Origin of the sequence: Bacillus sp. FSL R5-0560 (genome assembly GCF_037966305.1) — a bacterium.
Taxonomy (GTDB): Bacteria; Bacillota; Bacilli; order Bacillales; family Bacillaceae; genus Bacillus; species Bacillus mojavensis.
Genome location: NZ_CP150195.1, coordinates 2,139,978 through 2,164,970, shown reverse-complemented (window position 1 = coordinate 2,164,970; position 24,993 = coordinate 2,139,978). Strand labels below are relative to the sequence as shown.

4 protein-coding genes are annotated in these 24,993 nt (G+C 46.9%); all 4 read left to right on the top strand.

The genetic code is table 11. The features are described from left to right. The first annotated feature begins 15 nt into the window (after positions 1–15). The 4 genes from dacB to fenE all read left to right on the top strand — a co-directional run bounded on the left by dacB (position 16) and on the right by fenE (position 24,975). The gene (gene dacB, locus NST56_RS11320) at positions 16–1,491 is read left to right on the top strand and encodes a D-alanyl-D-alanine carboxypeptidase/D-alanyl-D-alanine-endopeptidase (protein ID WP_339176765.1); all 1,476 of its coding nucleotides are present in this window, start codon (positions 16–18) and stop codon (positions 1,489–1,491) included. Between the two features lie 379 nt (positions 1,492–1,870). Further along, on the top strand, positions 1,871–9,553 hold the full coding sequence (gene fenC / locus NST56_RS11315) for a fengycin non-ribosomal peptide synthetase FenC (protein ID WP_339176763.1): 7,683 nt from the start codon (positions 1,871–1,873) through the stop codon (positions 9,551–9,553). 25 nt (positions 9,554–9,578) lie between these two features. After that, on the top strand, positions 9,579–17,294 hold the full coding sequence (fenD, locus tag NST56_RS11310; protein WP_339176762.1) for a fengycin non-ribosomal peptide synthetase FenD: 7,716 nt from the start codon (positions 9,579–9,581) through the stop codon (positions 17,292–17,294). 16 nt (positions 17,295–17,310) lie between these two features. Next, a complete protein-coding gene (gene fenE, locus NST56_RS11305; RefSeq protein WP_339176761.1) occupies positions 17,311–24,975 on the top strand; it encodes a fengycin non-ribosomal peptide synthetase FenE in 7,665 nt (2,554 codons plus the stop codon). Positions 24,976–24,993 lie beyond the last annotated feature (18 nt).

Below are 24,993 nucleotides of genomic sequence, written 5' to 3'. Positions count from 1 at the left end.
AGGCGGGATAAGAAAATGGGTAAAAGCATAAAGCTTTATTTTGTGATATTGCTGCTTTTCACCTTTGCTTCCGTTCCATATATGCACCATGCTGCACAAGCGGCTGAAGAACAGGATACACTTGCCGGGCAGATTGAAAACATTTTAGCCAATGAACCTGCTTTAAAAGGCGCAACGGCCGGCATTACCATCCGTTCTGCCGAAACAGGCGACGTCATATACGAGCATTTAGGGGATGTCCGGATGAGACCCGCCTCTTCTCTAAAGCTTTTTACAGCCGCCGCCGCACTTTCTGTGCTCGGTGAGGATTATTCTTTCACGACAGAAGTACGGACAGACGGCCGCCTCAAAGGTCAAAAACTGAATGGCAACCTTTATCTGAAAGGAAAAGGAGATCCAACACTTTTACCATCGGATTTTGATCAAATGGCCGAAAAGCTGAAAAAATCCGGTATTAAGGTCATTAAAGGCAATCTTATCGGCGATGACTCATGGTATGATCATATCCGCTATTCGCCAGATTTGCCATGGAGCGATGAATACACTTATTACGGCGCCCAAATTTCAGCACTGACAGCGTCTCCAAATGAGGACTATGATGCAGGCACTGTGATAGTAGAAGCAAGTCCGGGAAAGAAAGAAGGACAAAAGCCAGCAATATCAATTTCACCAAAAACGGATTATGTTGCAATTGAGAATGAGGCGAAAACAGTTGAGGCGGGAAAAAAGAAAGAGCTTTCTATCGAAAGAGAACACGGAACCAATACTATTTCAATTAAAGGGAGCATACCAGTTGATGCAAGCAAGACAAAAGAGTGGATTTCCGTCTGGGAGCCGACAGGATATGCTTTAGATTTATTTCAGCAAGCCCTCAAAAAACAAGGCATTACAGTAAAAGGGAAAATCAAAATGGGCACAGCGCCCAACTCTTCTGCCGTACTGGCCACTCATTACTCAATGCCTTTGTCAAAGCTATTTCTTCCATTTATGAAATTAAGCAATAACGGACATGCCGAGGTACTTGTCAAAGAGATGGGGAAAGTGGAAAAAGGAGAGGGCAGCTGGGAAAAGGGTCTTGAAGTGCTAAACAGTACGCTTCCGAATTTCAGCGTTGATCCCAAAACACTTATTTTGAGAGACGGTTCCGGGGTTTCTCATATCGATGCCGTATCATCAAACCAAATCACAAAGCTGTTATATGACATCCAGGGTGAAAAGTGGTTTCAACCTTATCTACATGCTCTGCCGGAAGCGGGCAACAGTGACAGGATGATAGGCGGAACGCTAAGAAACCGCATGAAAGACACCCCAGCACAAGGAAAAATAAAGGCAAAGACCGGATCGTTAAGCACTGTCAGCTCTCTGACTGGCTACGCAGAAACAAAGAGCGGAAAAACGCTGGTTTTCTCTATTCTTCTAAACGGTTTGATTGATGAATCGGATGGAAAAGACATTGAAGATCAAATTGCTGTTATTTTGGCAAATCAATAAAAAACCTGTTTTCGTGGAAAACAGGTTTTTTTATATGTTTTTACATTATTCCGTTTATCTATGGTGACACTGAGGTGGAGAACGATTTAACACTAGCCATATAAAATCAAAAGAATGAAGAAAAATTCTAGTGATGAAATACTATTAAAAAAAGCTACTTTTATAACTTTACATTCGGAATCCTCATAAAATTAATCAAGAAAAATAAATAATTAATACTATATTCAAAAAAATGTTATAAAAATTTTATATTTTTTATTGTACTTTAAAAAAATTCGGTTAATATAATGCATATATGGATGATATAGACATATAATTTCTTTTTATTGTAATTATTTCAGTTTCTTATCCTCTTATAATGAGAATTGGAGGGAATTCGTTGAAAGAATATACTTATGGTTTAACTCATGCCCAAAGGAGAGTTTGGTTTACTGAACTGTTAGAGCCTGGTACAAGCATCTGTAATCTGACCGCCTGTGTAAAATTCAGGGGTGATGTTGATCTTGATGCTCTTCAGTTGGCTCTGAACCTTTCAATCTCCCGTAATGATGCAATCAGGTTCCAGCTGACAGAAGGAATTGAATCGGAGTCAGAGCCTCGTCTGTATCTTGCAGAAAACAAAGAATTATCACTTGAAATAATAAATTTTACAAATGCTGAAATGACAGAAACAGAGCAATGGATTCATGATCAAGCCAGAATTCCGTTTACGCTGCTTGACTCGCCTCTGTATCAATTTTATCTCCTTAGAATCCACCCTCATGAGATTTGGCTATATGCGAAATTCCATCACATTATCATGGACGGCATCTCTTTAAATTTGATGGGAAATCAAATTATTGATCTGTATCAAAAAATTAAAAAAGGGGAGCCTATACCCGATCAAAAAGAGCCGTCTTACCTTAGCTACATAGAAAAAGAGAGACAGTACTTACAATCTTCACGTTTTGAAAAAGACCATTTATTTTGGACGCAAACCTACCAACAGCCGCCGGTGTACCACTCACTAACCGGACAGAGCGCTTTACAAAAGCAGAGTACCTCCGCATCGAGAGATACCATCACACTTTCACCTTACCTAGCACATTCCATCCAAGCTTTTTGCGAAGAACAGAAAATCAGTATGATTTCCTTATTTATGGCTTCATTTTACATATGTATCAGCCGCCTCACCTCTAAAACGGACCTTGCAATCGGAACCTACTATGGAAACAGGGGGTCAAAGGCGGAGAAAGAAATGCTTGGCATGTTTGTCAGCTCCCTTCCAATCAGAAAAACGGTTGATTCTGACGCCGATTTTCTTTCCTTTGTGCGCAGTGTCGGCAGAGAACAGCTTTCAGTCATGCGCCATCAAAGATTTCCTTATAATTTGCTGGTGAATGAATTAAGAAAAGAACACAAGGATTTACACAACCTGATTGGTATATCTATGCAGTACCATCCGCTTCAATGGAAAAAAGCGGATGATTTGAACTATGAGACGGCGCTTTATTTCAGCGGATACACCGCGAACGAGCTTTCTGTTCAAATACAGGAGCGGATAGACACTGGAGCCATTCAATTAAATTTCGACTATCAACATATATTATTTTCTCTTGAGGACATTAAACGGATTCAGCACCACCTGCTTACGTTGCTGGAAAACGCGCTTCAAAATCCGCATCGTACTATAAAAGAATTAGATATGGCAGAAAAACGTGAGAAAGAAAAAGTTTTGTATGACTTTAACAGAACGAAAGCTGTTTCGCCTGTATCTCCGACGCTGCACGGGCTGTTTGAACGTCAGGCGGCTTTGACGCCGGAGCGGACGGCCTTACGCTTTTCTGGCGGCTCGCTGACTTACGCGCAGCTTGACATGTACGCCAACAGGCTGGCAGCGCGCCTTACGGCGCACGGTGTCACGAAGGAAAGCATTGTCGGTGTTCTAAGCGAGCGGTCGCCGGACATGCTGACAGCCGTTCTCGCCGTATTAAAGGCAGGTGGAGCTTATTTACCTCTTGATCCTGTATATCCAGAGGAGAGGCTGAGCTATATGCTGAAAGACAGCGGGGCAGCATTGTTGCTGACACAACCGGAATTAAAGGCACCTGATTTTTCCGGAAAGACACTTGAAGTGGATATGACGGCTCTTGCGAATGAAGAATCCGAATATCACTCTCTTCATCAAGCGGACAGCGATTCTCTCGCCTATGTGATCTATACATCAGGCTCCACTGGACGGCCGAAAGGGGTCGCCGTGGAGCACCGCCAGGCGGTTTCCTTTCTGACCGGCATGCAGATGCAGTTTCCTTTAAAGGAAGACGACATCATTATGATAAAAACGTCTTTTTCCTTTGATGCCTCTGTCTGGCAGCTGTTTTGGTGGACGCTTTCAGGTGCTTCGGCCTATCTGCTTCCGTCCGGCTGGGAGAAAGACCCGGTATTGATGGTAAAAGCCATTCGAGAGGAAGGCGTTACAACGGCCCATTTTATTCCGGCCATGCTGAACAGCTTTTTGGACCAAGCGGAAATCGAAGCACCGGGAAACCTGAAGCGCGTATTCGCCGGAGGTGAACCGCTTGCGCCCCATACGGCAGCCCGTTTCGCTTCTTCGCTGCCCGAGACATCGCTCGTTCACGGCTACGGGCCGACAGAAGCAACTGTTGATGCGGCATTTTACACGTGTGATCCTGAGCTGGACAAGGATCGCTTGCGCCTTCCGATCGGAAAACCTGTGCCTGGTGCGCGTCTGTATGTGTTAGATCCGCATGTAGCCGTACAGCCTGTCGGCGTAGCGGGAGAATTGTATATCGCCGGAGCCGGCGTCGCCAGAGGCTACTTGAATCGTCCGGAATTAACAGAAGAACGTTTTCTTGATGATCCATTTTATCCGGGAGAGCGCATGTACAAAACAGGGGATTTGGCGCGCTGGCTGCCAGACGGACAAGTGGAATTCCTCGGCCGTCTGGATGACCAGGTGAAAATCCGCGGCTACCGGATTGAGCCGGGAGAAATCGAAGCCGCGCTCAGAAGCATAGAAGGCGTGCGGGAAGCGGCTGTGACTGTTCGTACAGAAAGCGGCGAGGCGGAATTATGTGCGTATGCAGAAGGGCTCGGAAGAAACGAAGTGCGCAAGCAGCTTGAGACATTGCTTCCAGGCTACATGATTCCTGCTCATATCATTGAGATGGAACAATGGCCGGTTACCCCGAGCGGAAAGCTCGACCGAAAAGCGCTGCCTGCTCCTGACGGAGCGGCAGATCGGGAAATCTACTCGGCGCCGAGAAACCTGACAGAGATGAAGCTTTCCCAGCTGTGGGAGGAAGTACTGAAAAGCGGCCCTGTCGGCATTCACGACAACTTTTTTGACCGGGGCGGCCATTCCTTAAAAGCCACCGCGCTTGTCTCCCGGATCGCCAAGGAATTCGGCGTCCAGGTGCCGCTGAAGGAGGTATTTGCCCATCCGACGGTAGAAGGTTTGGCTTCTGTCATCAGCAAAGGAACGGAAAGTCCGTATGAAGCCATTAAGCCAGCAGAAAAACGCGAGACCTACCCGGCTTCCTCTGCCCAAAAGCGAATGTATGTGCTCCAACAGCTGGAGAATGGAGGCACAGGCTACAATATGCCGGCAGTCTTGGAGCTTGAAGGAAACTTGGATGTGGAAAGATTAGACGCGATATTTAAAGCACTGATCAAACGCCACGAGTCACTGCGCACGTCCTTTACAACGGACACAGACGGCGAGCCGGTTCAGCGCATCCATGAAGAAGTGCCGTTTACATTCCACACCTCTGTGCTCGGCGGACAAACTGAACAGGAAGCCGCGGCAGCGTTTATCCAGCCGTTTGATCTCAGCCAAGCTCCGCTGTTTCGGGCGGGGATCGTCAAGGTATCAGACGAGCGGCATCTATTACTGGTCGATATGCATCACATTATTTCAGATGGTGTTTCGGTCAATACGCTCATTCGGGAATTCGGGGAGCTGTACGCCAATCAGGAGCTTCCGCCGCTCCACATTCAATATAAAGACTATGCCGTATGGCAGGAGGCCTTTAAAAAAAGAGACACGTACAAGACGCAGGAGGCGTACTGGCTGAAGCAGCTCGAAGGTGAGCTGCCTGTACTGGACCTGCCGGCTGATTACGCCCGGCCGCCGGTGCGAAGCTTCGCGGGTGATCAAGTTTCATTTACGCTCGATCAAGAACTCACAGCCGGGCTTCACAAGCTCGCACGGGAGAATGGAAGCACCCTGTACATGGTGCTCCTGGCAGCTTACACAGCGTTATTGGCGCGCTTAAGCGGACAGGAAGACATCATCGTCGGGTCACCTATCGCCGGACGTCCTCACAAGGACCTCGAGCCGATACTTGGAATGTTCGTCAACACCCTGGCGCTTCGGGCACGCCCGGAGGGCGGGAAGCCATTTGCGCAATTTTTGCAGGAAGTTCGCGAGATCGCATTGGCAGCTTACGAGCACCAGGATTATCCGTTCGAAGAGCTTGTCGACAAGCTCGGCGTAACGCGGGATATGAGCCGAAACCCAGTGTTTGATACAATGTTTATTCTTCAAAATATGGACAAGCAAGACATTCATCTTGGAGACATAAAAGCCCGGCCTGCAAATGTCATTCATCAAATTTCTGTATTTGACATGACGTTGATTGCAGCTGAATCAGATGGAGTCATCAAATGTGACATGGAATTTAGTACCGACGTATTTATGAGAACGACAATTGAACGCTGGGCGGCTCATTTTACCGAATGTTTGCGTGCTGCCACGTCAAATCCTAATACCACTCTCTCACAAGTGAATATACTTAGCGAAAAAGAAAAACAAAAGATTTTGATAGAACTCAACAAACCTCACGTTGAATGTTCTCAAACTGATACCGTTTTTCATCGCATGTTTGAAAAGAGGGCTGAAGAGACACCGGAGCATATAGCTGTTATTGACGGTGAAAAACAGATCAGCTATCGCCATCTCAACGAAAAAGCCAATCGTCTGGCGCGCACACTGCAAGAAAAAGGAAAAGAGAAGCAGCTAATCGTTGCTGTTTTAGCGGAGCGATCCATTGATGCTATTGTTGGTATTTTAGCCGTTATGAAAGCCGGCGGCGTGTATATTCCGATAGATTCTCATTACCCAAAAGCCCGGATTGAATATCTTCTCAGAGATAGCGGGGCTGAAATTCTTCTTTTACAGAATGAAGTAAAGCATTTGATTGCAGGCTCAGATATAGGTGATATTTCTCGCATCTGTCTTGATGATGAAAGTTCCTATGAAGCAAAAAGATGCAACCTTGCTTCGTCTCCTGTCCCAGAGGACTCGGCATATATCATTTATACGTCAGGAACAACCGGTGCGCCTAAAGGCGTTATCGTTACGCACCGAAACTTTGCTCATGCTGTTCTTGCTTGGCGCAGCATATATCAGCTCGATCAAATGCCTGTCAGGCTGCTTCAAATGGCGAGCTTCTCCTTTGATGTCTTTTCAGGAGATTTGGCGAGAACGCTGGCCAACGGAGGGACTCTAGTCATTTGCCCTGATGACACAAGGCTTGAGCCTGCTGAATTATATGCATTGATGAACCGCCAGCGTATCACGATCATGGAGTCAACGCCGGCACTCATTGTCCCATTTATGGAATATGTCTACCGCAATCAGCTTAGTCTTTCTGACTTAGACATTCTTATTCTTGGTTCGGATATGGTGAAAGCTCATGACTTCCAAACAATGGCGGAGCGTTTCGGAGGCAAAATGCGGTTAATCAATAGTTACGGGGTTACAGAGGCCACGATCGATTCAAGCTACTATGAAATGAATATGGGTGAAGAGTATTCGGGAGACAGCGTACCGATCGGCATCCCGCTTCCCAATGTAAAACTGTACGTACTCAGCCAGACTGATCAAATACAGCCGATCGGTATTGCCGGCGAGCTTTGCATCGGCGGAGCCGGCGTTGCCAAGGGCTATCACGGAAAATTTGAATTAACGGAAAAGAAATTTACAGAGAATCCATTTGTGCCTGGAGAAAGACTGTATAGAACAGGGGATCTGGCCTGCTGGCTTCCAAACGGCACTCTCAGACTTCTTGGCCGGATAGATCACCAAGTAAAGATAAACGGGTACAGAATCGAAACAGAAGAAATTGAAAGTGTGCTCCTCCAAACAGGACTTGTGAATGAAGCGGTTGTTACGGTTCAAAGTGATACGAATGGACAGGCTCGTTTGGCAGCTTATATTCTGCCTTCAGATGCCGATACAACGGTTCTCCGCGGTGCTTTATTGAAAATGCTGCCGGCATATATGATTCCTGCGCATATCATTCCTTTGGAAAAGATGCCGCTGACATTAAACGGGAAGCTGGACAGAAGAGCTTTACCGGCACCAAATGAAGCTTTCTCGCGGCCATATACTGCACCGATTAACGAATTGCAGGGAATGACAGCGCAGATTTGGGAGGACGTGCTGAGCGTGTCTCGAGTTGGCATTCACGACTCCTTTTTTGAGCTTGGAGGAGACTCTATTAAAGCACTGCAAGTGTCCGCCCGGCTGGCAGCTGAAGGCTGGAGCATGACTATACAGGATTTATTCCGCTATCCAACAGTTCATGAGCTGAGCGGCCATATCACACCATTGACATCTCAGGCTGAACAGAGGCCTATCGAAGGTGAAGCGGATCTCACACCGATTCAGAACAGATTTTTCGATCAGCGTCATGCTTTTCGTGATCATTACAACCAATCGGTCATGCTTTTCAGCGAAAAGGGGTTTCATGCCGACGCGCTTCGTCAAGCGCTGCGCAAATTGACTGAGCATCATGACGCGCTTCGCATGGTGTTTACACAGAATCATGCCGGGCGTGTCGTTCAGTACAATCGCGGCATTCAGATCACTGAAAACGAACTGTTCGGATTACACGTGGCAGATTGGACAAAAGAACAGGCAAAAGGCACACTCTTGGAAGAAAAATTTGCTGCTGAGGAAATCGTGCTTCAAAGCAATATGAATGTAAAAGAAGGACCTTTGCTGCAAGCAGGCTTGTTTAAAACGATAGAGGGAGACCATTTGCTGATTACGATCCACCACCTCGCTGTAGATGGCGTTTCTTGGAGGATTCTGCTTGAAGATGTAGCTGCAGCTTACCAACAGTCTTTGGAGCAAACAGAGATCAAACTGCCGCCGAAAAGCGATTCTTATTTATCATATGCCAATGGTCTGGCACAGATAGCCGGAAGCCGGCCATTGTTATCAGAAATAACATATTGGCAAACGACTTTGGATGCTCATAACGTTTTTCTGCCTAAGGACAGGGCTGAGTCGGACAGGCATCAAAGCAGTGCTGAAACAGCTGCGTTTGTATTAGCCAGTGACTGGACTAAAAAACTGCTGTTTGAAACGCAGCAAGCCTATGGTACTGATGCCAACGAACTTTTGCTGACTGCCTTAGGAATGGCGCTTTACGAATGGAGCGGACACGAACAAATTGTAATCAGCACTGAGGGCCATGGAAGAGAAGGACATGTTCCGAATATTGATATTTCACGAACAGTAGGCTGGTTCACTTCTATTTATCCTATCCTTCTGGACATGAGTGTACCGCATTCATCCGAAGATCAGCTCGGTTACAGAATCAAAGCGACAAAGGATAGGCTGAGAAGAGTGCCGCATAAGGGAACGGGCTACGGCTTATTAGTCCAAAAGGGAGCCATACAGCATAAAGAGCCTGAGATCAGCTTCAATTATCTTGGACAATTCAGCGAAGATGAGAGTTCGGATTTGTTTCAACTGTCTTCTTATCAGCCTCGTTACGAAATAGCTGGGGAGAGAGAAAGAGAGTACGAGCTCGATATGAATGCTTTGATAACAGATGGGCGTCTGCAAGTCAAAGCAGTTTACACCCGGGTGTTCCACGAAAACACAATTCAGAGTTTGATGGACAGCTTTCACAGTCATCTTATCGAGATCATTGAGCATTGTACAAAGAAAAAAGAACGAGAAAAAACGCTGAGCGATTTCAGCAACAAAGAATTAACGCCATCCGCATTATCTAGCATCGAAAATCTCGTTAAAGGTCTTTAACTTTTGGAAAAGGTGTGTGGAATTGATGACGCAAGCAACACAGATCCAAGATATTTATCCGTTATCGTACATGCAGGAAGGGATGCTGTTTCATTCACTGCTTGATTTCAGCTCTAAAGCTTATGTGGAGCAAACCTCGTTTACCATTACAGGCAGCCTGTGTATCGATTCGTTTCAAAAGAGCTTAAATCTTCTTGTTTCCCGATACGATATTTTCAGAACCATTTTCATTAAGGAGGTGCCGGATCTCACTGGGCCGCAGCAAGTTGTGCTGACAAACCGTGAATTAACCGTACAAAGGGAAGATCTTTCTCACCTGAAACATGGTGAGCAGCTTGCTCTGATAGAAGACTTTATGCAGCAGGACCGGAAAAAAGGGTTTCACTTGCAAAAAGATCCGTTAATGCGGCTTACGCTTTTTGATAGAGGAGACAGCACATATACATGTGTCTGGACACATCACCATATCATCATGGATGGCTGGTGCTTGGGCATCATCCTCAAAGAATTCTTCAGCATGTATGACTCACTTAAAAATAACAGGCCTGTACAGCTCGGCAGCACGGTGCCGTACAGCCGTTATATTGAATGGCTCGGAGAACAAGATAAAGAAGAAACCGCTGCATACTGGAGAGATTATCTGCAGGAGTACGGCAAGACCGCTTCTATTCCCAAGCTAAAAAGCCGCTCAGCGAACGGGGAATATGAACCCGCACATATCCGTTTTTCTTTGGATCAAGCTATCGTTCAGAAATTGACAGCAGCTGCCCAAAATTGGGGTGTTACATTAAACACTTTATTTATGAGTCTATGGGGTGTTCTTCTCCATCGGTACAATGGAACCGATGACGCGGTCTTCGGCTCTGTTGTTTCCGGACGTCCGTCTGCAATTGACGGGATCGAGTCAATGGTCGGCTTGTTTATTAACACGGTTCCGGTGCGTATTCGATCTGCAGAGAAAATGGCGTTTTCTACGCTTGTCAAATCCGTGCAGGAGGATACTTTACATTCTGAGCAGCATGGTTATTATCCGCTTTATGAGATTCAAAACCGCAGTGCTTTGAAGCAAGGATTGATTGATCATATTCTTGTCTTTGAAAATTATCCCGTACAGCTTCAGCAGGCAGTCAATAGGCAAAGCGAAAATGACGAAAACGCATTGAAGCTTGATGACATTTCTATGTCAGAACAAACCAACTATGACTTTAACGTTGTCATCGTTCCAGGTGAATCATTTTATATTAAATTCAGCTACAATGCCGCCGTTTATGAACGGGAAGAGGTGCTTCGGATTCAGGGGCACCTCATGCAGGCAATGGATTGTATTTTGTCAAACCCGGATATTGCTGTCGGAAACATCAACATTGTGCCTCCTGAAGAACAAAAGCTCATTCAATCGTTTAACGAAACGGAGTGCCATTATCCAAACAAAACGGTATCTCAATTGTTTGAGGAGCAGGCTCTCAAAACACCTGATGCGGCTGCTTTGAGAATGGGAGATGAGTGCCGGACATATCGGCAATTAGATGAAAGAGCCAATCAGGTTGCGCACGCCCTGATAGAAAAGGGAGCTGGACCTAACGGGATTGTCGCAGTGATGATGGAACGGTCAATGGACATGGCTGCTGCCCTGCTTGGAATTTGGAAAGCCGGCGGCGCTTATCTGCCTCTTGACCCAAGTTATCCGAAAGAACGGCTTTCTTTTCTGCTGCATGACAGTCAAGCAGCTCTCTTACTGACAGAAGAAGAACTTATTTCTTCCATCCCGTCAGGCTATGAAGGCAGTATTGTGACATCAGAACATACAGCACATTACAAAACGGACTCTCCTGATGCATCGATTGGTGAGCTTGCCTACCTGATCTATACGTCAGGAACGACAGGACGGCCAAAAGGTGTGCTCGTTGACCATCAAGGAATTGCAAATACCTTGCAGTGGAGACGGGAAGAGTACGGCATGAGCGAAGGGGATACAGCACTTCATCTGTTTTCCTATGTTTTCGACGGCTGCGTGACGAGCTTGTTTACTCCGCTTCTGTCCGGTGCATGCGTGCTGCTGACAACAGATAACGAAGCGAAGGACGTGCTCGCCCTTAGACGGAAAATAGCTCAATACAAGGTCAGTCATATGCTTATTGTTCCTTCCTTGTACCGGGTGTTATTAGAAGTGCTGACAGCTGAAGATGCACAAAGTCTTCGTATCGTGACATTTGCGGGCGAAGCAGTGACTCCCGACCTGCTTGAGACCAGCAGAAAGATTTGCCCCTCCGCTGAACTTGCAAATGAATATGGACCGACAGAAAACAGTGTGGCAACAACAATACTTCGTCATCTGAACGAAAAAGAGAAAATCACGATCGGACGCCCGATTGCTAATATAAAAGTATATATTTTACAAGGAGATCAGCTGCAGCCGATAGGCGCGGCGGGTGAACTGTGTATTTCAGGCGCGGGTCTCGCACGGGGGTACTATAAGCGGCCAGAGCTAACCGAGAAAGCATTCACAGACCATCCATTCCTCAAAGGGGAACGCTTATATCGAACCGGAGATGCAGGGCGCTTCCTGCCTGATGGAACGATTGAATATGTTGGACGTTTTGATGATCAGGTAAAAATCAGGGGATATCGCATTGAATTGAGTGAGATTGAAACTGTTCTTCGGCAAGCACCTGGAGTGAAGGAAGCTGCGGTGCTGGCCCATAATGTGTCTGATGAGGAAAAGGAACTCGTTGCTTATATCGTTCCGGAAAAGGGAAACGGCCTTCCGAATCTGCACCAGCATCTAGCCGGTACATTGCCGTCCTATATGATTCCCGCAAGCATCATCAAAGTCACTCAAATGCCGTTAACATCCAGCGGGAAGCTCGACCGTTCCGCACTTCCGGAACCAGAAAACACAACTAGCTTAATGTACATGCCGCCACACACTTTAATGGAAACTAAACTGGCACGCATTTGGGAAGAGGTGCTGAACAGAAATCAAATTGGTATTCGCGATGATTTCTTTCAATTAGGCGGACAGTCCTTAAAAGCAGCCACACTCGTATCGAGAATACATAAACGGCTGAATATCGAGCTGCCGCTCAGCGACGTTTTTTCTTATCCGACCGTGGAAAGCATGGCAGCCAAACTGATGAGTTTACATGAGCATGCTTTTACGCAGATTGAACCTGCGGATTATAGAGATGTTTATCCGCTGTCTTTCTCGCAAAAAAGATTATACGCCCTTTACCAGCTGGCAGATGACAGCACAGGCTACAACATGCCGGCAGTACTGGAACTGCGAGGACATTTGGATCGCGGGAGATTGAGAAAAGTTCTCACAGAGCTTGTGATTCGGCATGAATCATTGCGTACTGCATTTGAACTGAACAACGGAGAGCCAGTGCAAAGGATTCATCCGGCGCTGACAGCTGATCTGAAAGAGCTTGAAATTGAATCAGAACAAATGCTGCAGTCTGCGATCTCGTCCTTTATCAAACCGTTTGATCTAACGGTTGGACCGCTTTTTAGAGCAAGCTTGATATCTCTTGAAAAAGAAAGAGCCTATTTGCTGCTCGATATGCATCACATCATTGCTGACGGAATCTCTATGAGTACACTCGTCCAAGAATTCACTGATCTTTATTGCGGAAAAGAGCTTCCAGCTTTAAACCTGCATTATAAGGATTTTGCGGTTTGGCAGCAAGAGAAGTTCCCGGAAACGCATTACAGCAAACAGGAGGCCTACTGGCTGAAGCAGCTTGGCGGCAGCCTTCCAGTATTGGAATTGCCTCTTGATAAAACGAGGCCGCTTCTGCCTGATTTCAGCGGCGGGACATTTGAAGTAAACATTGATAAAAGAACGGCGGAAGAACTGCACCGCTTGATGTTTGAAACGGGAACGACGATGTATATGCTCCTTCTGGCTGTCTATTCCATCATGCTTTCCAAACTGAGCGGGCAGGAGGATATCGTTGTCGGCTCGCCTGCTGCCGGGAGACCGCACGCTGATCTGGATCGGGTCATCGGGATGTTTGTCAATACATTGGCTATGCGATGCCAGCCTGAGGGCCACAAAACGTTCAGCTCTTATTTGCAGGAAATTCGCGAACTGGCTCTGACTGCATACGAGCATCAGGATTATCCTTTTGAAGAGCTCGTCAATAAGCTTGAAACGAAACGGGAGATCAATCGCAATCCGCTGTTTGACGCGATGCTCGTGCTTCAAAACAGCGAAGATTTCCGGTTTGAAGTGCCCGGCTTATCTATCTCGTCTGTAACCCCGTCACACAATGTGTCTAAATTCGATTTGACATTACACGCTGAGGAGCATTCCGATGGCATTCGCTGCCGCTTCGAATACAGTACCGCGCTGTTTGAAGAAGAAACCATTGCTAGATGGGCCTCTCATTTTATTGAGCTGGTGAAAGGAATAACCTCTGACATTCATATGAAGCTATCGGAAGTGCAATTGCTGTCTGCTCCAGAGCGCGAATTGCTACTTGAAACGATGGGTCAGTATGCTGACTATCCAAGAGAAGAAAGCATCGTTCATTTATTTGAAAAACAAGCAGCTGAACATCCCGAACATACCGCAGTGGTATGCGATCATATACGGCTGACTTATCGTGACTTGAATGAAAAAGCAGAACGGACGGCGGCTATGCTGATGAAACAAGGAATCCAATCCGGGGATATCATCGGTTTATTGTTGGATCGATCGCCTGATATGGTGATTGGCGTTTTATCTATTCTAAAGGCCGGAGGGGCATACTTGCCGATTGACCCTGAATATCCTCAAGAACGCATCAGCTTTATGCTGAATGACAGCGGGGCAAGAATTCTCTTGACAGAGCCCGGACACAACAAACCGGCGGATTACCATGGGCAAATTTTATATCTGAATGACGCCGAAAACGAATTGATTTCGCCTGATTTGAAAGTGCAAGAAATATTAGCAGACCAGCCAGCTTATGTGATTTATACATCTGGAACCACTGGGCAGCCAAAGGGCGTCGTTGTCGAGCACCGCAATGTGATGAGTCTATTGAAGCATCAGGATTTGCCTTTTGATTTTGACAGTGAGGACGTATGGACTTTATTCCATTCATATTGCTTTGATTTCTCAGTATGGGAAATGTTCGGAGCGTTGCTGAATGGAAGTACGCTGGTTGTTGTCTCCAAAGAAACAGCCCGCGATCCGAATGCATTCCGCTTATTGTTAAAAAAAGAAGGCGTCACAGTACTCAATCAGACTCCAACTGCTTTTTACGGACTCATTCATGAAGAAGAAAACCATACGGACCGATTACATGTGCGATACGTTATTTTCGGCGGAGAAGCTTTACAGCCCGGCATGCTTGTAACCTGGAACGAGAAATACCCTGATACTGATCTGATCAATATGTACGGCATTACTGAAACAACTGTACATGTGACATATAAGAAATTGTCCTCAGCTGATATAGAAAAAAATAAAAGCAATATCGGAAAACCGCTAGCAACCCTTCAGGCTTATGTGATGGACGCTTATATGAATCTTCAGCCTACAGGAGTTCCAGGAGAGCTATATATTGGCGGAGAAGGGGTAGCCCGGGGATATTTGAACAGAGATGATTTGACCGGGGCCCGATTTGTACCTAATCCTTATCTTCCGGGAGACAGATTATACCGGACCGGAGACCTTGCAAAACGTCTGGCAAATGGAGAGCTGGAATATATGGGCCGCATTGATGATCAAGTAAAAGTGAGAGGACACCGCATCGAACTCGGTGAAATCCAGGCGTCTCTGCTGCAGCTTCCAATAATCAAAGAAGCGGCTGTCATTACAAGAGCTGATGAGCAAGGACAATCCGCTGTCTATGCTTACATGGTTGCGGCAGATGGACAGGCTGTAAATGAAGCAGATATCCGTGCTGCCCTGAGAGCCGTTCTGCCTGATTTTATGGTGCCTGCCCGTTTGATCCAGATTGACAGCATCCCGCTGACGGTTAACGGCAAGCTCGACCAGAAGGCCCTGCCGGAACCAGATAAGCGTGCTCTAGCTGAGAATGATATCAGCCCTAGAAATGAGATTGAAAAGGCGATGGCTGACATTTGGGAAGAACTGCTCGAAGCGGAGGAGATAGGTGTCAGCGCGAATTTCTTTGAACTTGGAGGAGATTCAATAAAAGCGTTGCAGGTGTGTGCGCGGCTGAAGCAGCGAGGATATGAAACGACAGTGCGTGAGATGTTTGAGCATCAGACGCTTGGTGAACTGTCGGCCCGCGTTCGAAAAGCTGTACGCGTAATTGACCAAACGCCCGTTGAAGGCGAGCTGCCTTGGACACCTGTACAGCAATGGTTTTTCTCACAATCATTGGAAGCCCATCATTTTAATCAATCCGTTATGCTCTACCGGGCTGAACGGTTTGATGACATTGCACTCAGAAAGGTACTGAAAAGCTTGGTGACTCATCATGACGCACTGAGAATCATATGCCGTTTCAAAGATGGAAAGCCTGTACAGGTTAACAGAGGACCAGATCTTCCAGATGAGGAGCTATATGCCTTTGAACTGTTTGATGTAAGAGATCACCACTCAAATACAGCAGGTGATTCACAGGGCTTATCAGCCGAAGCACGCAAACAGATTGAAGAGATGGCAAACCAAATTCAGCAAACCATTCGATTGGAGACTGGCCCTTTGCTTCATGCTGGTTTGTTTAGAGCCGAAGATGGGGACCATGTGTTTCTGACGATTCATCACTTAGTCATTGATGCCGTTTCATGGCGCATTTTATTTGAGGATTTTTCAATTGCTTACGAACAGGCAGTCTCAGGAAAACCCATCGAACTGCCGGAAAAAACAGATTCATATTTCACCTATGCACAAACATTGGCTGACTATTCAAAAAGCCGGCGTCTGCAGCGTGAAATCGCGTATTGGAAAGAGCGGGAGGATCGGCATATTGAACCAATTCCCAAAGATCATTCGATCATATCGAACTCATTCAAAGATACAGAAGTAATTGATTTCGAGCTGTCCCGTGAAGACACAGAATTGCTGTTAACTGCTGCTAACAACGCATACAACACGGAAACAAATGATATCCTTCTGACTGCTTTAGGCCTAGCTTTGCAGGAATGGACGGGAATTGACCATTTCAAAATCAGTATGGAGGGCCACGGCAGAGAAGATTATCTTGACAATATTGACATGAACAGAACTGTAGGCTGGTTCACTTCAATTTATCCTGTATGGCTTGATATGAGTGATTCTGACCATACGGATGAAGGTGAGCGGCTAGGACGACACATTAAACAGACAAAAGACATGCTGCACCGCATACCACATAAAGGCGCAGGCTATGGAGTGCTGAAATATATCAACAAGATATGGGATGCTGAGTACAGCAACCCGGAAATCAGCTTTAATTACTTAGGCCAGTTTGATCAGGATGTTCAATCAAAGGCTTTTGAGATTTCTGATATTAAGACAGGGAATGAAATCAGCCCGGATTGGGAGCGGCCTTATGTGCTTGATATCAGCGGAGCCGTTTCATCAGGGTGCCTGCAAATGCACATCATTTATAACGGACTTCAATTTAAGAAACAAACCATACAGGCATTAGCCGATCATTTTAAACATGCGCTTGAAAACATAATCCAGCATTGCGCGGGCAAAGAAAACCGTGAATGGAGTGCCGCTGATTTTACTGATGAGGAATTAACGCTGGAGGATTTAAGTGAAATTATGGGAGCCGTCAACAAACTATAGGAGAGGAGATTCATTGATGCCGCAGCAACCCGAAATACAGGATATATATCCCTTGTCTTTTATGCAGGAGGGGATGCTTTTTCATTCGCTGTATGATGAACAGTCGAGAGCTTATTTTGAACAGGCTTCTTTTACAATCAAGGGGCAGCTTGACTTAGACCGTTTCCAGAAAAGTATGGACGCTGTTTTTGACAGGTATGAAATCTTTCGAACGACTTTTATCTACAAAAATGTAGCCAAACCTCGTCAGGTGGTGCTTAAAGACCGTTCTTGCCGTGTTCATTTTGAAGATATTTCTCATCTTAATGAGAGAGAGAAAGAACATTGTACAGAAGCATTCAAGGAACAAGATAAAAAAAGGGGCTTTGATCTTCAGTCGGATGTACTGATGAGAATATCCGTTTTAAAATGGGCGCCTGAGCGTTACGTGTGCATTTGGAGCCATCACCATATTTTAATGGACGGATGGTGCTTAGGCATTATCATTAAAGACTTCCTAAACATTTATCAAGCGCTGGGAGAAGGGCGGCTTCCATATTTGCAGCCAGTTCAGCCGTACGGAACGTATATTAAATGGCTAATGCAGCAGGATCGTGAAGAGGCAGCTGCGTATTGGAAAAAGCGGCTGCAGCACTTCGAGAAAGCTTCTTCTTTGCCAAAAAGAAACGAGCAAGTATCAGAAGGTGAATTACAGCAGGTCATGTTTACTATCTCTGAAAAAGAAACGTCCGATTTGCAGAAAATCGCAGCAGCATCCGGTGCAACGCTTAACACCGTTTTCCAAGCTTTGTGGGGGATTTTGCTGCAAAAATTCAATCGCTGTGACGATGCCGTGTTCGGATCAGTCGTCTCAGGCAGGCCTTCTGAGCTGAAAGATGTAGAAAATATAGTCGGCCTTTTTATTAACACCATTCCCATCCGGGTCCAAAGCAAAGCTCTTTCTTTCTCTGACCTGGTCAGTCGGATGCAAAAGGAAATGACTGAAGCAGAAGCATACAGCTATTTCCCTCTATATGACATTCAAGCGCAGAGTGCTCTTAAACAAGATCTCATTGATCATATTATCGTGTTTGAAAACGTGCCGACCCAGGAAGAAATTGAAGGACTAAACCAGACTGGATCGTTCGGTTTCTCAGTGGAAAACTTTGCGATGGCGGAGGAGACGAATTATGGATGCAGCGTCAAAGTGATTCCAGGCCGCACATTGTTCGTGCGCATCAATTTTCATACAGGTTTATATGAGCCTGGCATAATTGCTGAGATAAAAGATTATTTACAGCATATGATTTCAGCTGTCATCTCTGATCCTTCTCTTCCTGTTTCAAGGATGACGTTACTAGATAAAGACAAAACACAGAAAATGGTTGCTGAATATAATACGACGGGAGCTGTTTCAGCGTTAGCTCCGACGCTGCACGGGCTGTTTGAACGTCAGGCGGCTTTGACGCCGGAGCGGACGGCCTTACGCTTTTCTGGCGGCTCGCTGACTTACGCGCAGCTTGACATGTACGCCAACAGGCTGGCAGCGCGCCTTACGGCGCACGGTGTCACGAAGGAAAGCATTGTCGGTGTTCTAAGCGAGCGGTCGCCGGACATGCTGACAGCCGTTCTCGCCGTATTAAAGGCAGGTGGAGCTTATTTGCCTCTTGATCCTGTATATCCAGAGGAGAGGCTGAGCTATATGCTGAAAGACAGCGGGGCAGCCCTTTTACTGACACAGCCGGAATTAAAGGCACCTGATTTTTCCGGAAAGACACTTGAAGTGGATCTGACGGCTCTTGCGAATGAAGAATCCGAATATCACTCTCTTCATCAAGCGGACAGCGATTCTCTCGCCTATGTGATCTATACGTCAGGCTCCACTGGGCGGCCGAAAGGGGTCGCCGTGGAGCACCGCCAGGCGGTTTCCTTTCTGACCGGCATGCAGATGCAGTTTCCTTTAGAGGAAGACGACATCATTATGATGAAAACGTCTTTTTCCTTTGATGCGTCTGTCTGGCAGCTGTTTTGGTGGACGCTTTCAGGTGCTTCGGCCTATCTGCTTCCGTCCGGCTGGGAGAAAGATCCGGCATTGATGGTAAAAGCTATTCGAGAGGAAAGCATTACAACCGCCCATTTTATTCCGGCCATGCTGAACAGCTTTTTGGACCAAGCGGAAATCGAAGCACCGAGAAGCCTGAAGCGTGTATTCGCCGGAGGTGAACCGCTGGCCCCTCATACGGCAGCCCGTTTCGCTTCTTTGCTGCCCGAGACATCTCTCGTTCACGGCTACGGGCCGACAGAAGCAACTGTTGATGCGGCATTTTACACGTGTGATCCTGAGCTGGACAGGGATCGCTTGCGCCTGCCGATCGGAAAACCTGTGCCTGGCGCGCGGCTGTATGTGTTAGATCCGCATGTAGCCGTACAGCCTGTCGGCGTAGCGGGAGAATTGTATATCGCCGGAGCCGGCGTCGCCAGAGGCTACTTGAATCGTCCGGAATTAACAGAAGAACGTTTTCTTGATGATCCATTTTATCCGGGAGAGCGCATGTACAAAACAGGGGATTTGGCGCGCTGGCTGCCAGACGGACAAGTGGAATTCCTCGGCCGTCTGGATGACCAGGTGAAAATCCGCGGCTACCGGATTGAGCCGGGAGAAATCGAAGCCGCGCTCAGAAGCATAGAAGGCGTGCGGGAAGCGGCTGTGACTGTTCGTACAGAAAGCGGCGAGGCGGAATTATGTGCGTATGCAGAAGGGCTCGGAAGAAACGAAGTGCGCAAGCAGCTTGAGATAGTGCTTCCAGGCTACATGATTCCTGCTCATATCATTGAGATGAAACAATGGCCGGTTACCCCGAGCGGAAAGCTCGACCGAAAAGCGCTGCCTGCTCCTGACGGAGCGGCAGATCGGGAAATCTACTCGGCGCCGAGAAACCTGACAGAGATGAAGCTTTCCCAGCTGTGGGAGGAAGTGCTGAAAAGCGGCCCTGTCGGCATTCACGACAACTTTTTTGACCGGGGAGGCCATTCCTTAAAAGCCACCGCGCTTGTCTCCCGGATCGCCAAGGAATTCGGCGTCCAAGTGCCGCTGAAGGAGGTATTTGCCCATCCGACGGTAGAAGGTTTGACTTCTATCATCAGCGAAGGAACGGAAAGTCCGTATGAAGCCATTAAGCCGGCAGAAAAACGCGAGACCTACCCGGTTTCCTCTGCCCAAAAGCGAATGTATGTGCTCCAGCAGCTGGAGGATGGAGGCACAGGCTACAATATGCCGGCAGTCTTGGAGCTGGAAGGAAAGCTGGATCTTACAAGAATGGATGCCGTATTCAAAAAGCTGATCAAACGCCACGAGTCCCTGCGGACGTCCTTTACAACAGACACAGACGGCGAGCCGGTTCAGCGCATCCATGAGGAAGTGCCGTTTACATTCCACACCTCTGTGCTCGGCGGACAAACTGAACAGGAAGCCGCGGCAGCGTTTATCCAGCCGTTTGATCTCAGCCAAGCTCCGCTGTTTCGGGCGGGGATCGTCAAGGTATCAGACGGGCGGCATCTATTACTGGTCGATAAGCATCACATTATTTCTGATGGTGTTTCAGTCAATACGCTCATTCGGGAATTCGGGGAGCTGTACGCCAATCAGGAGCTACCTGCGCTTCACATTCAATATAAAGACTATGCCGTATGGCAGGAGGCCTTTAAAAAAGGAGACACGTACAAGACGCAGGAGGCGTACTGGCTGAAGCAGCTCGAAGGCGAGCTGCCCGTACTGGACCTGCCGGCTGATTACGCCCGGCCGCCGGTGCGAAGCTTCGCGGGTGATCAAGTTTCATTTACGCTCGATCAAGAACTCACAGCCGGGCTTCACAAGCTCGCACGCGAGAATGGAAGCACCCTGTACATGGTGCTCCTGGCAGCTTACACAGCGTTATTGGCGCGCTTAAGCGGACAGGAAGACATCATCGTCGGGTCACCAATTGCCGGACGTCCTCACAAGGACCTCGAGCCGATACTTGGAATGTTCGTCAACACCCTGGCGCTGCGGACACGCCCGGAGGGCGGGAAGCCGTTTGCGCAATTTTTGCAGGAAGTGCGCGAGACCGCATTGGAAGCTTACGAACATCAGGATTATCCGTTCGAAGAGCTTGTCGACAAGCTCGGCGTAACGCGGGATATGAGCCGAAATCCGCTGTTTGATGTGATGTTTGTGCTTCAGAATATGGACCAAGAATCCATGCAGCTGAAGGACCTGTGTCTCCGGCCCGCAACAAATATGGGACATCAAGTATCGAAGTTCGATTTAACCCTGTATGCGTACGAGGAATCTAATGGATCTATGATGTTTCAAATGGAATATAGCACGGATCTCTATCAGAAAAAAACGATCGAAATGTGGCTTCACTATTTAATGAATTTGCTACGCGCCATCATCCAAGACAGCAAAGCAGCACTTGGAACAATACATGTATTGGACGAGAATGAAACCCATTTCCTTATCCATGAACTCAACTGTACAAAAAGAGAGTATCCGAGACATGAAACCATCAGCAGGCTGTTTGAGTTACAGGCTGCACAAACGCCTTATGCCATAGCAGTGGCCGGCGATGAACAAACATTAACGTATGAGGAACTGAACAGCCGGGCAAACAGGATTGCTGCTGTTCTTCGGAGAAAAGAAGTCGGACCTGAAACTGTAGTTGCATTATTGACAACACGAACTCCAGAACTTGCAGCCGGAATGCTCGGCATTTTGAAAGCTGGAGGAGCCTATCTGCCTATTGCTAAGGATCTGCCCGCTGACCGAATATCATATATGCTGTCAGACAGCGGTGCAAAAATACTCCTTCGATCTGAAAAAACAAATAGTCAACGATTAGACTTAGAGCATAATTGTGAGCAAATCGTCATTGAAGAGATTCAAGGACAAGGAGAAGCGAAGAACTTTGAATCTCCAGCAGGACCACATTCACTCGCTTATATCATCTATACATCAGGATCAACCGGCAAACCGAAGGGTGTCATGATTGAACAGCGAAGTGTGATCCGTCTCGTTAAAAACAGCAATTACATTGAATTTACACCTGAAGACCGGCTTCTGCTGACTTCTTCACTCGGTTTTGATGTCGTTACATTTGAAATACTCGGACCGTTGCTAAATGGCGCTGCTTTGCATCTCACAGATAAAGAAACATTTCTGGATTCCCATCAGCTTAAGAGATACATAGAACAAAACGGAATCACCACAATGTGGCTGACTGCATCTCTTTTCAACCATTTAACAGAACAGAATGAGAAAATATTTTCTCGGCTCATAAATCTGATAATTGGCGGAGAAGCTCTGTCAGCCAGTCATGTCAATCGAATCAAGCAAGCATGCCCGGAATTGTCAATTTGGAACGGATATGGGCCGACTGAGAATACAACTTTTTCGACTTGCTTTCACATTGAAAAAACGTATGATCATTCCATCCCGATCGGCCGGCCGATTGGTAATTCAACCGCATTTATCTTAAATAAATGGGGAATGCTGCAGCCGACCGGAGCTGTCGGTGAACTGTGTGTCGGCGGAGATGGTGTGGCAAGAGGCTATCTTGGTCGCCCAGACCTGACGAAAGAGAAATTTGTGCCAAATCCATTTGCGCCCGGCGAACAAATGTACCGTACCGGTGATCTGGCACGCTGGCTGCCAGACGGCACAATTGAATACGTAGGCCGTGTCGATGATCAGGTAAAAATAAGGGGCTACCGGGTTGAGCTTGGTGAGATTGAATCTGCGCTTCGTCATATAGACGGTGTCAAAGAAGCAGCTGTATTGGCGCGAACAGGACAATTAGGCAGCAAGGAGCTTTGCGCCTATATAAGCGTAAAAGAGGATACAGATGCTGAACAAGTGCGTACTCACCTTTCTCAAATGCTGCCTGGCTATATGATGCCGGCCTATATGATAGAAATGGATGCTCTCCCGCTCACGGCCAACGGAAAATTGAACCGAAAAGCATTGCCTGAACCAGATATCACATCTAAACAAACGTACGTCCCGCCTCGAAATGACCTTGAAGAACAACTTGCAAACATATGGCAGGAGGTTCTCGGGACACAGAGGATCGGAATAGAAGATTCGTTTTTTGAATTAGGCGGAGATTCTATTAAGGCTCTTCAAGTATCCGCGCGCCTCGGGCGTTATGGATGGAGCTTGCATGCAAGCGATTTATTCCGCCATCCGAAAATAAAAGATTTATCAGCAGTCATCCGCAAGACAGAAAGAGTCATAGACCAAGGATCTGTTCAGGGAGCTGTTCCATGGACACCCATTCAGCATTGGTTCCTCTCTCAGGATATAGAAGATAGACACCATTTTAACCAGTCTGTCATGCTGTTTAGTCCTGATTGTTTGTCTGAAGATGCACTGCGAGCGTCACTGAAAAAACTGGCAGAGCATCATGATGCCCTGCGGATGATTTATCGGGATGATAGCGGACAACAGCTGCAAATCAACCAAGACATTCATGAATCCAAACTGTACAGCTTAAGGACTTCTGATGTTTCAGATCCGGGTATTGATTGGGAAACGAGCATTAAAGAAGAAGTTTCAAATCTTCAGCAAAGCATTAATCTCCAACAAGGACCATTACTGCATGCCGCTTGGTTTAAAACGCTGACCGGAGATTATTTATTTCTCACGATTCATCATTTGGTCGTTGATGGGGTATCATGGAGAATTTTACTGGAGGACCTGTCAGCGGCATATCATCAAGCAGCTTCTGGACAGGCTATACAGCTCCCGCCTAAAACAGATTCCTATCTTGAATACGCACGGCGAATTCAAGATTATGCCCAAAGCAGCAAGCTGATTCGCGAGGAAACGTACTGGCGGACGGTTGAAGAGGAAAAAGCAGCGGAACTGCCATATGAAATGCCTTATCTGGAGAATATGGACAGCAGTGAAAGGGAAACATTGCGCTTTTCACTCACTGAGGCAGACACCGCGGTCTTGCTGCAAAAGGTAAACCACGCTTATGGCACAGATACACAAGATATTCTTTTGACGGCGGCTTCCTTAGCGATTTGTGACTGGACAGGGGGCAGCAAGCTCCGTATGGCAATGGAGGGACACGGAAGAGAACACATTCTGCCAGATTTAGACATCAGCCGCACGGTTGGCTGGTTTACATCCATTTACCCCGTCCTTATTGACTTTGAAAATCAAGCGGATGAGCTTGGAACCGCAGTTAAAACCGTGAAAGATACATTGGGCCGGATACCGAACAAAGGGGTAGGCTACGGCATGTTGAAATATATCACACCTCCCGAATATAAAAGTATGGTGTTTTCAAAAACACCTGAAATCGGCTTTAACTATTTGGGGCAGTTCAACGACATAGGAAGACAAGACCGTTTCCGCCCGTCCGGTCTTGGGAGCGGTAAGGACATCACGCCTACTTGGAAGCGGGAGCAGCTTATTGAAATGAGTGCGATGGCAGCAGAAAACCAGCTTCATTTTCAGCTCAGCTATGCGCCAGCACGGTTTCACAGGGGGACAATGGAGCGGCTTATCAACCTAATTGAATGCTATCTGCAGAATATTATGAAACACTGTGCTGAAAAACAGAACACAGAAAAGACGCTGAGCGATTTCAGCAGCCAATCGTTAACGGCAGAGGATTTGGACAGTATATCCAGCTTGGTGGAAGACTTGTAGAAAATCGTGACAGGGAGA

Excerpts from the sequence above, each read along its gene's own strand:
- dacB (WP_339176765.1), top strand. The coding sequence starts at position 16 with ATGGGTAAAAGCATAAAGCTTTATTTTGTGATATTGCTGCTTTTCACC.
- fenD (WP_339176762.1), top strand. The coding sequence starts at position 9,579 with ATGACGCAAGCAACACAGATCCAAGATATTTATCCGTTATCGTACATG.
- fenE (WP_339176761.1), top strand. The coding sequence starts at position 17,311 with ATGCCGCAGCAACCCGAAATACAGGATATATATCCCTTGTCTTTTATG.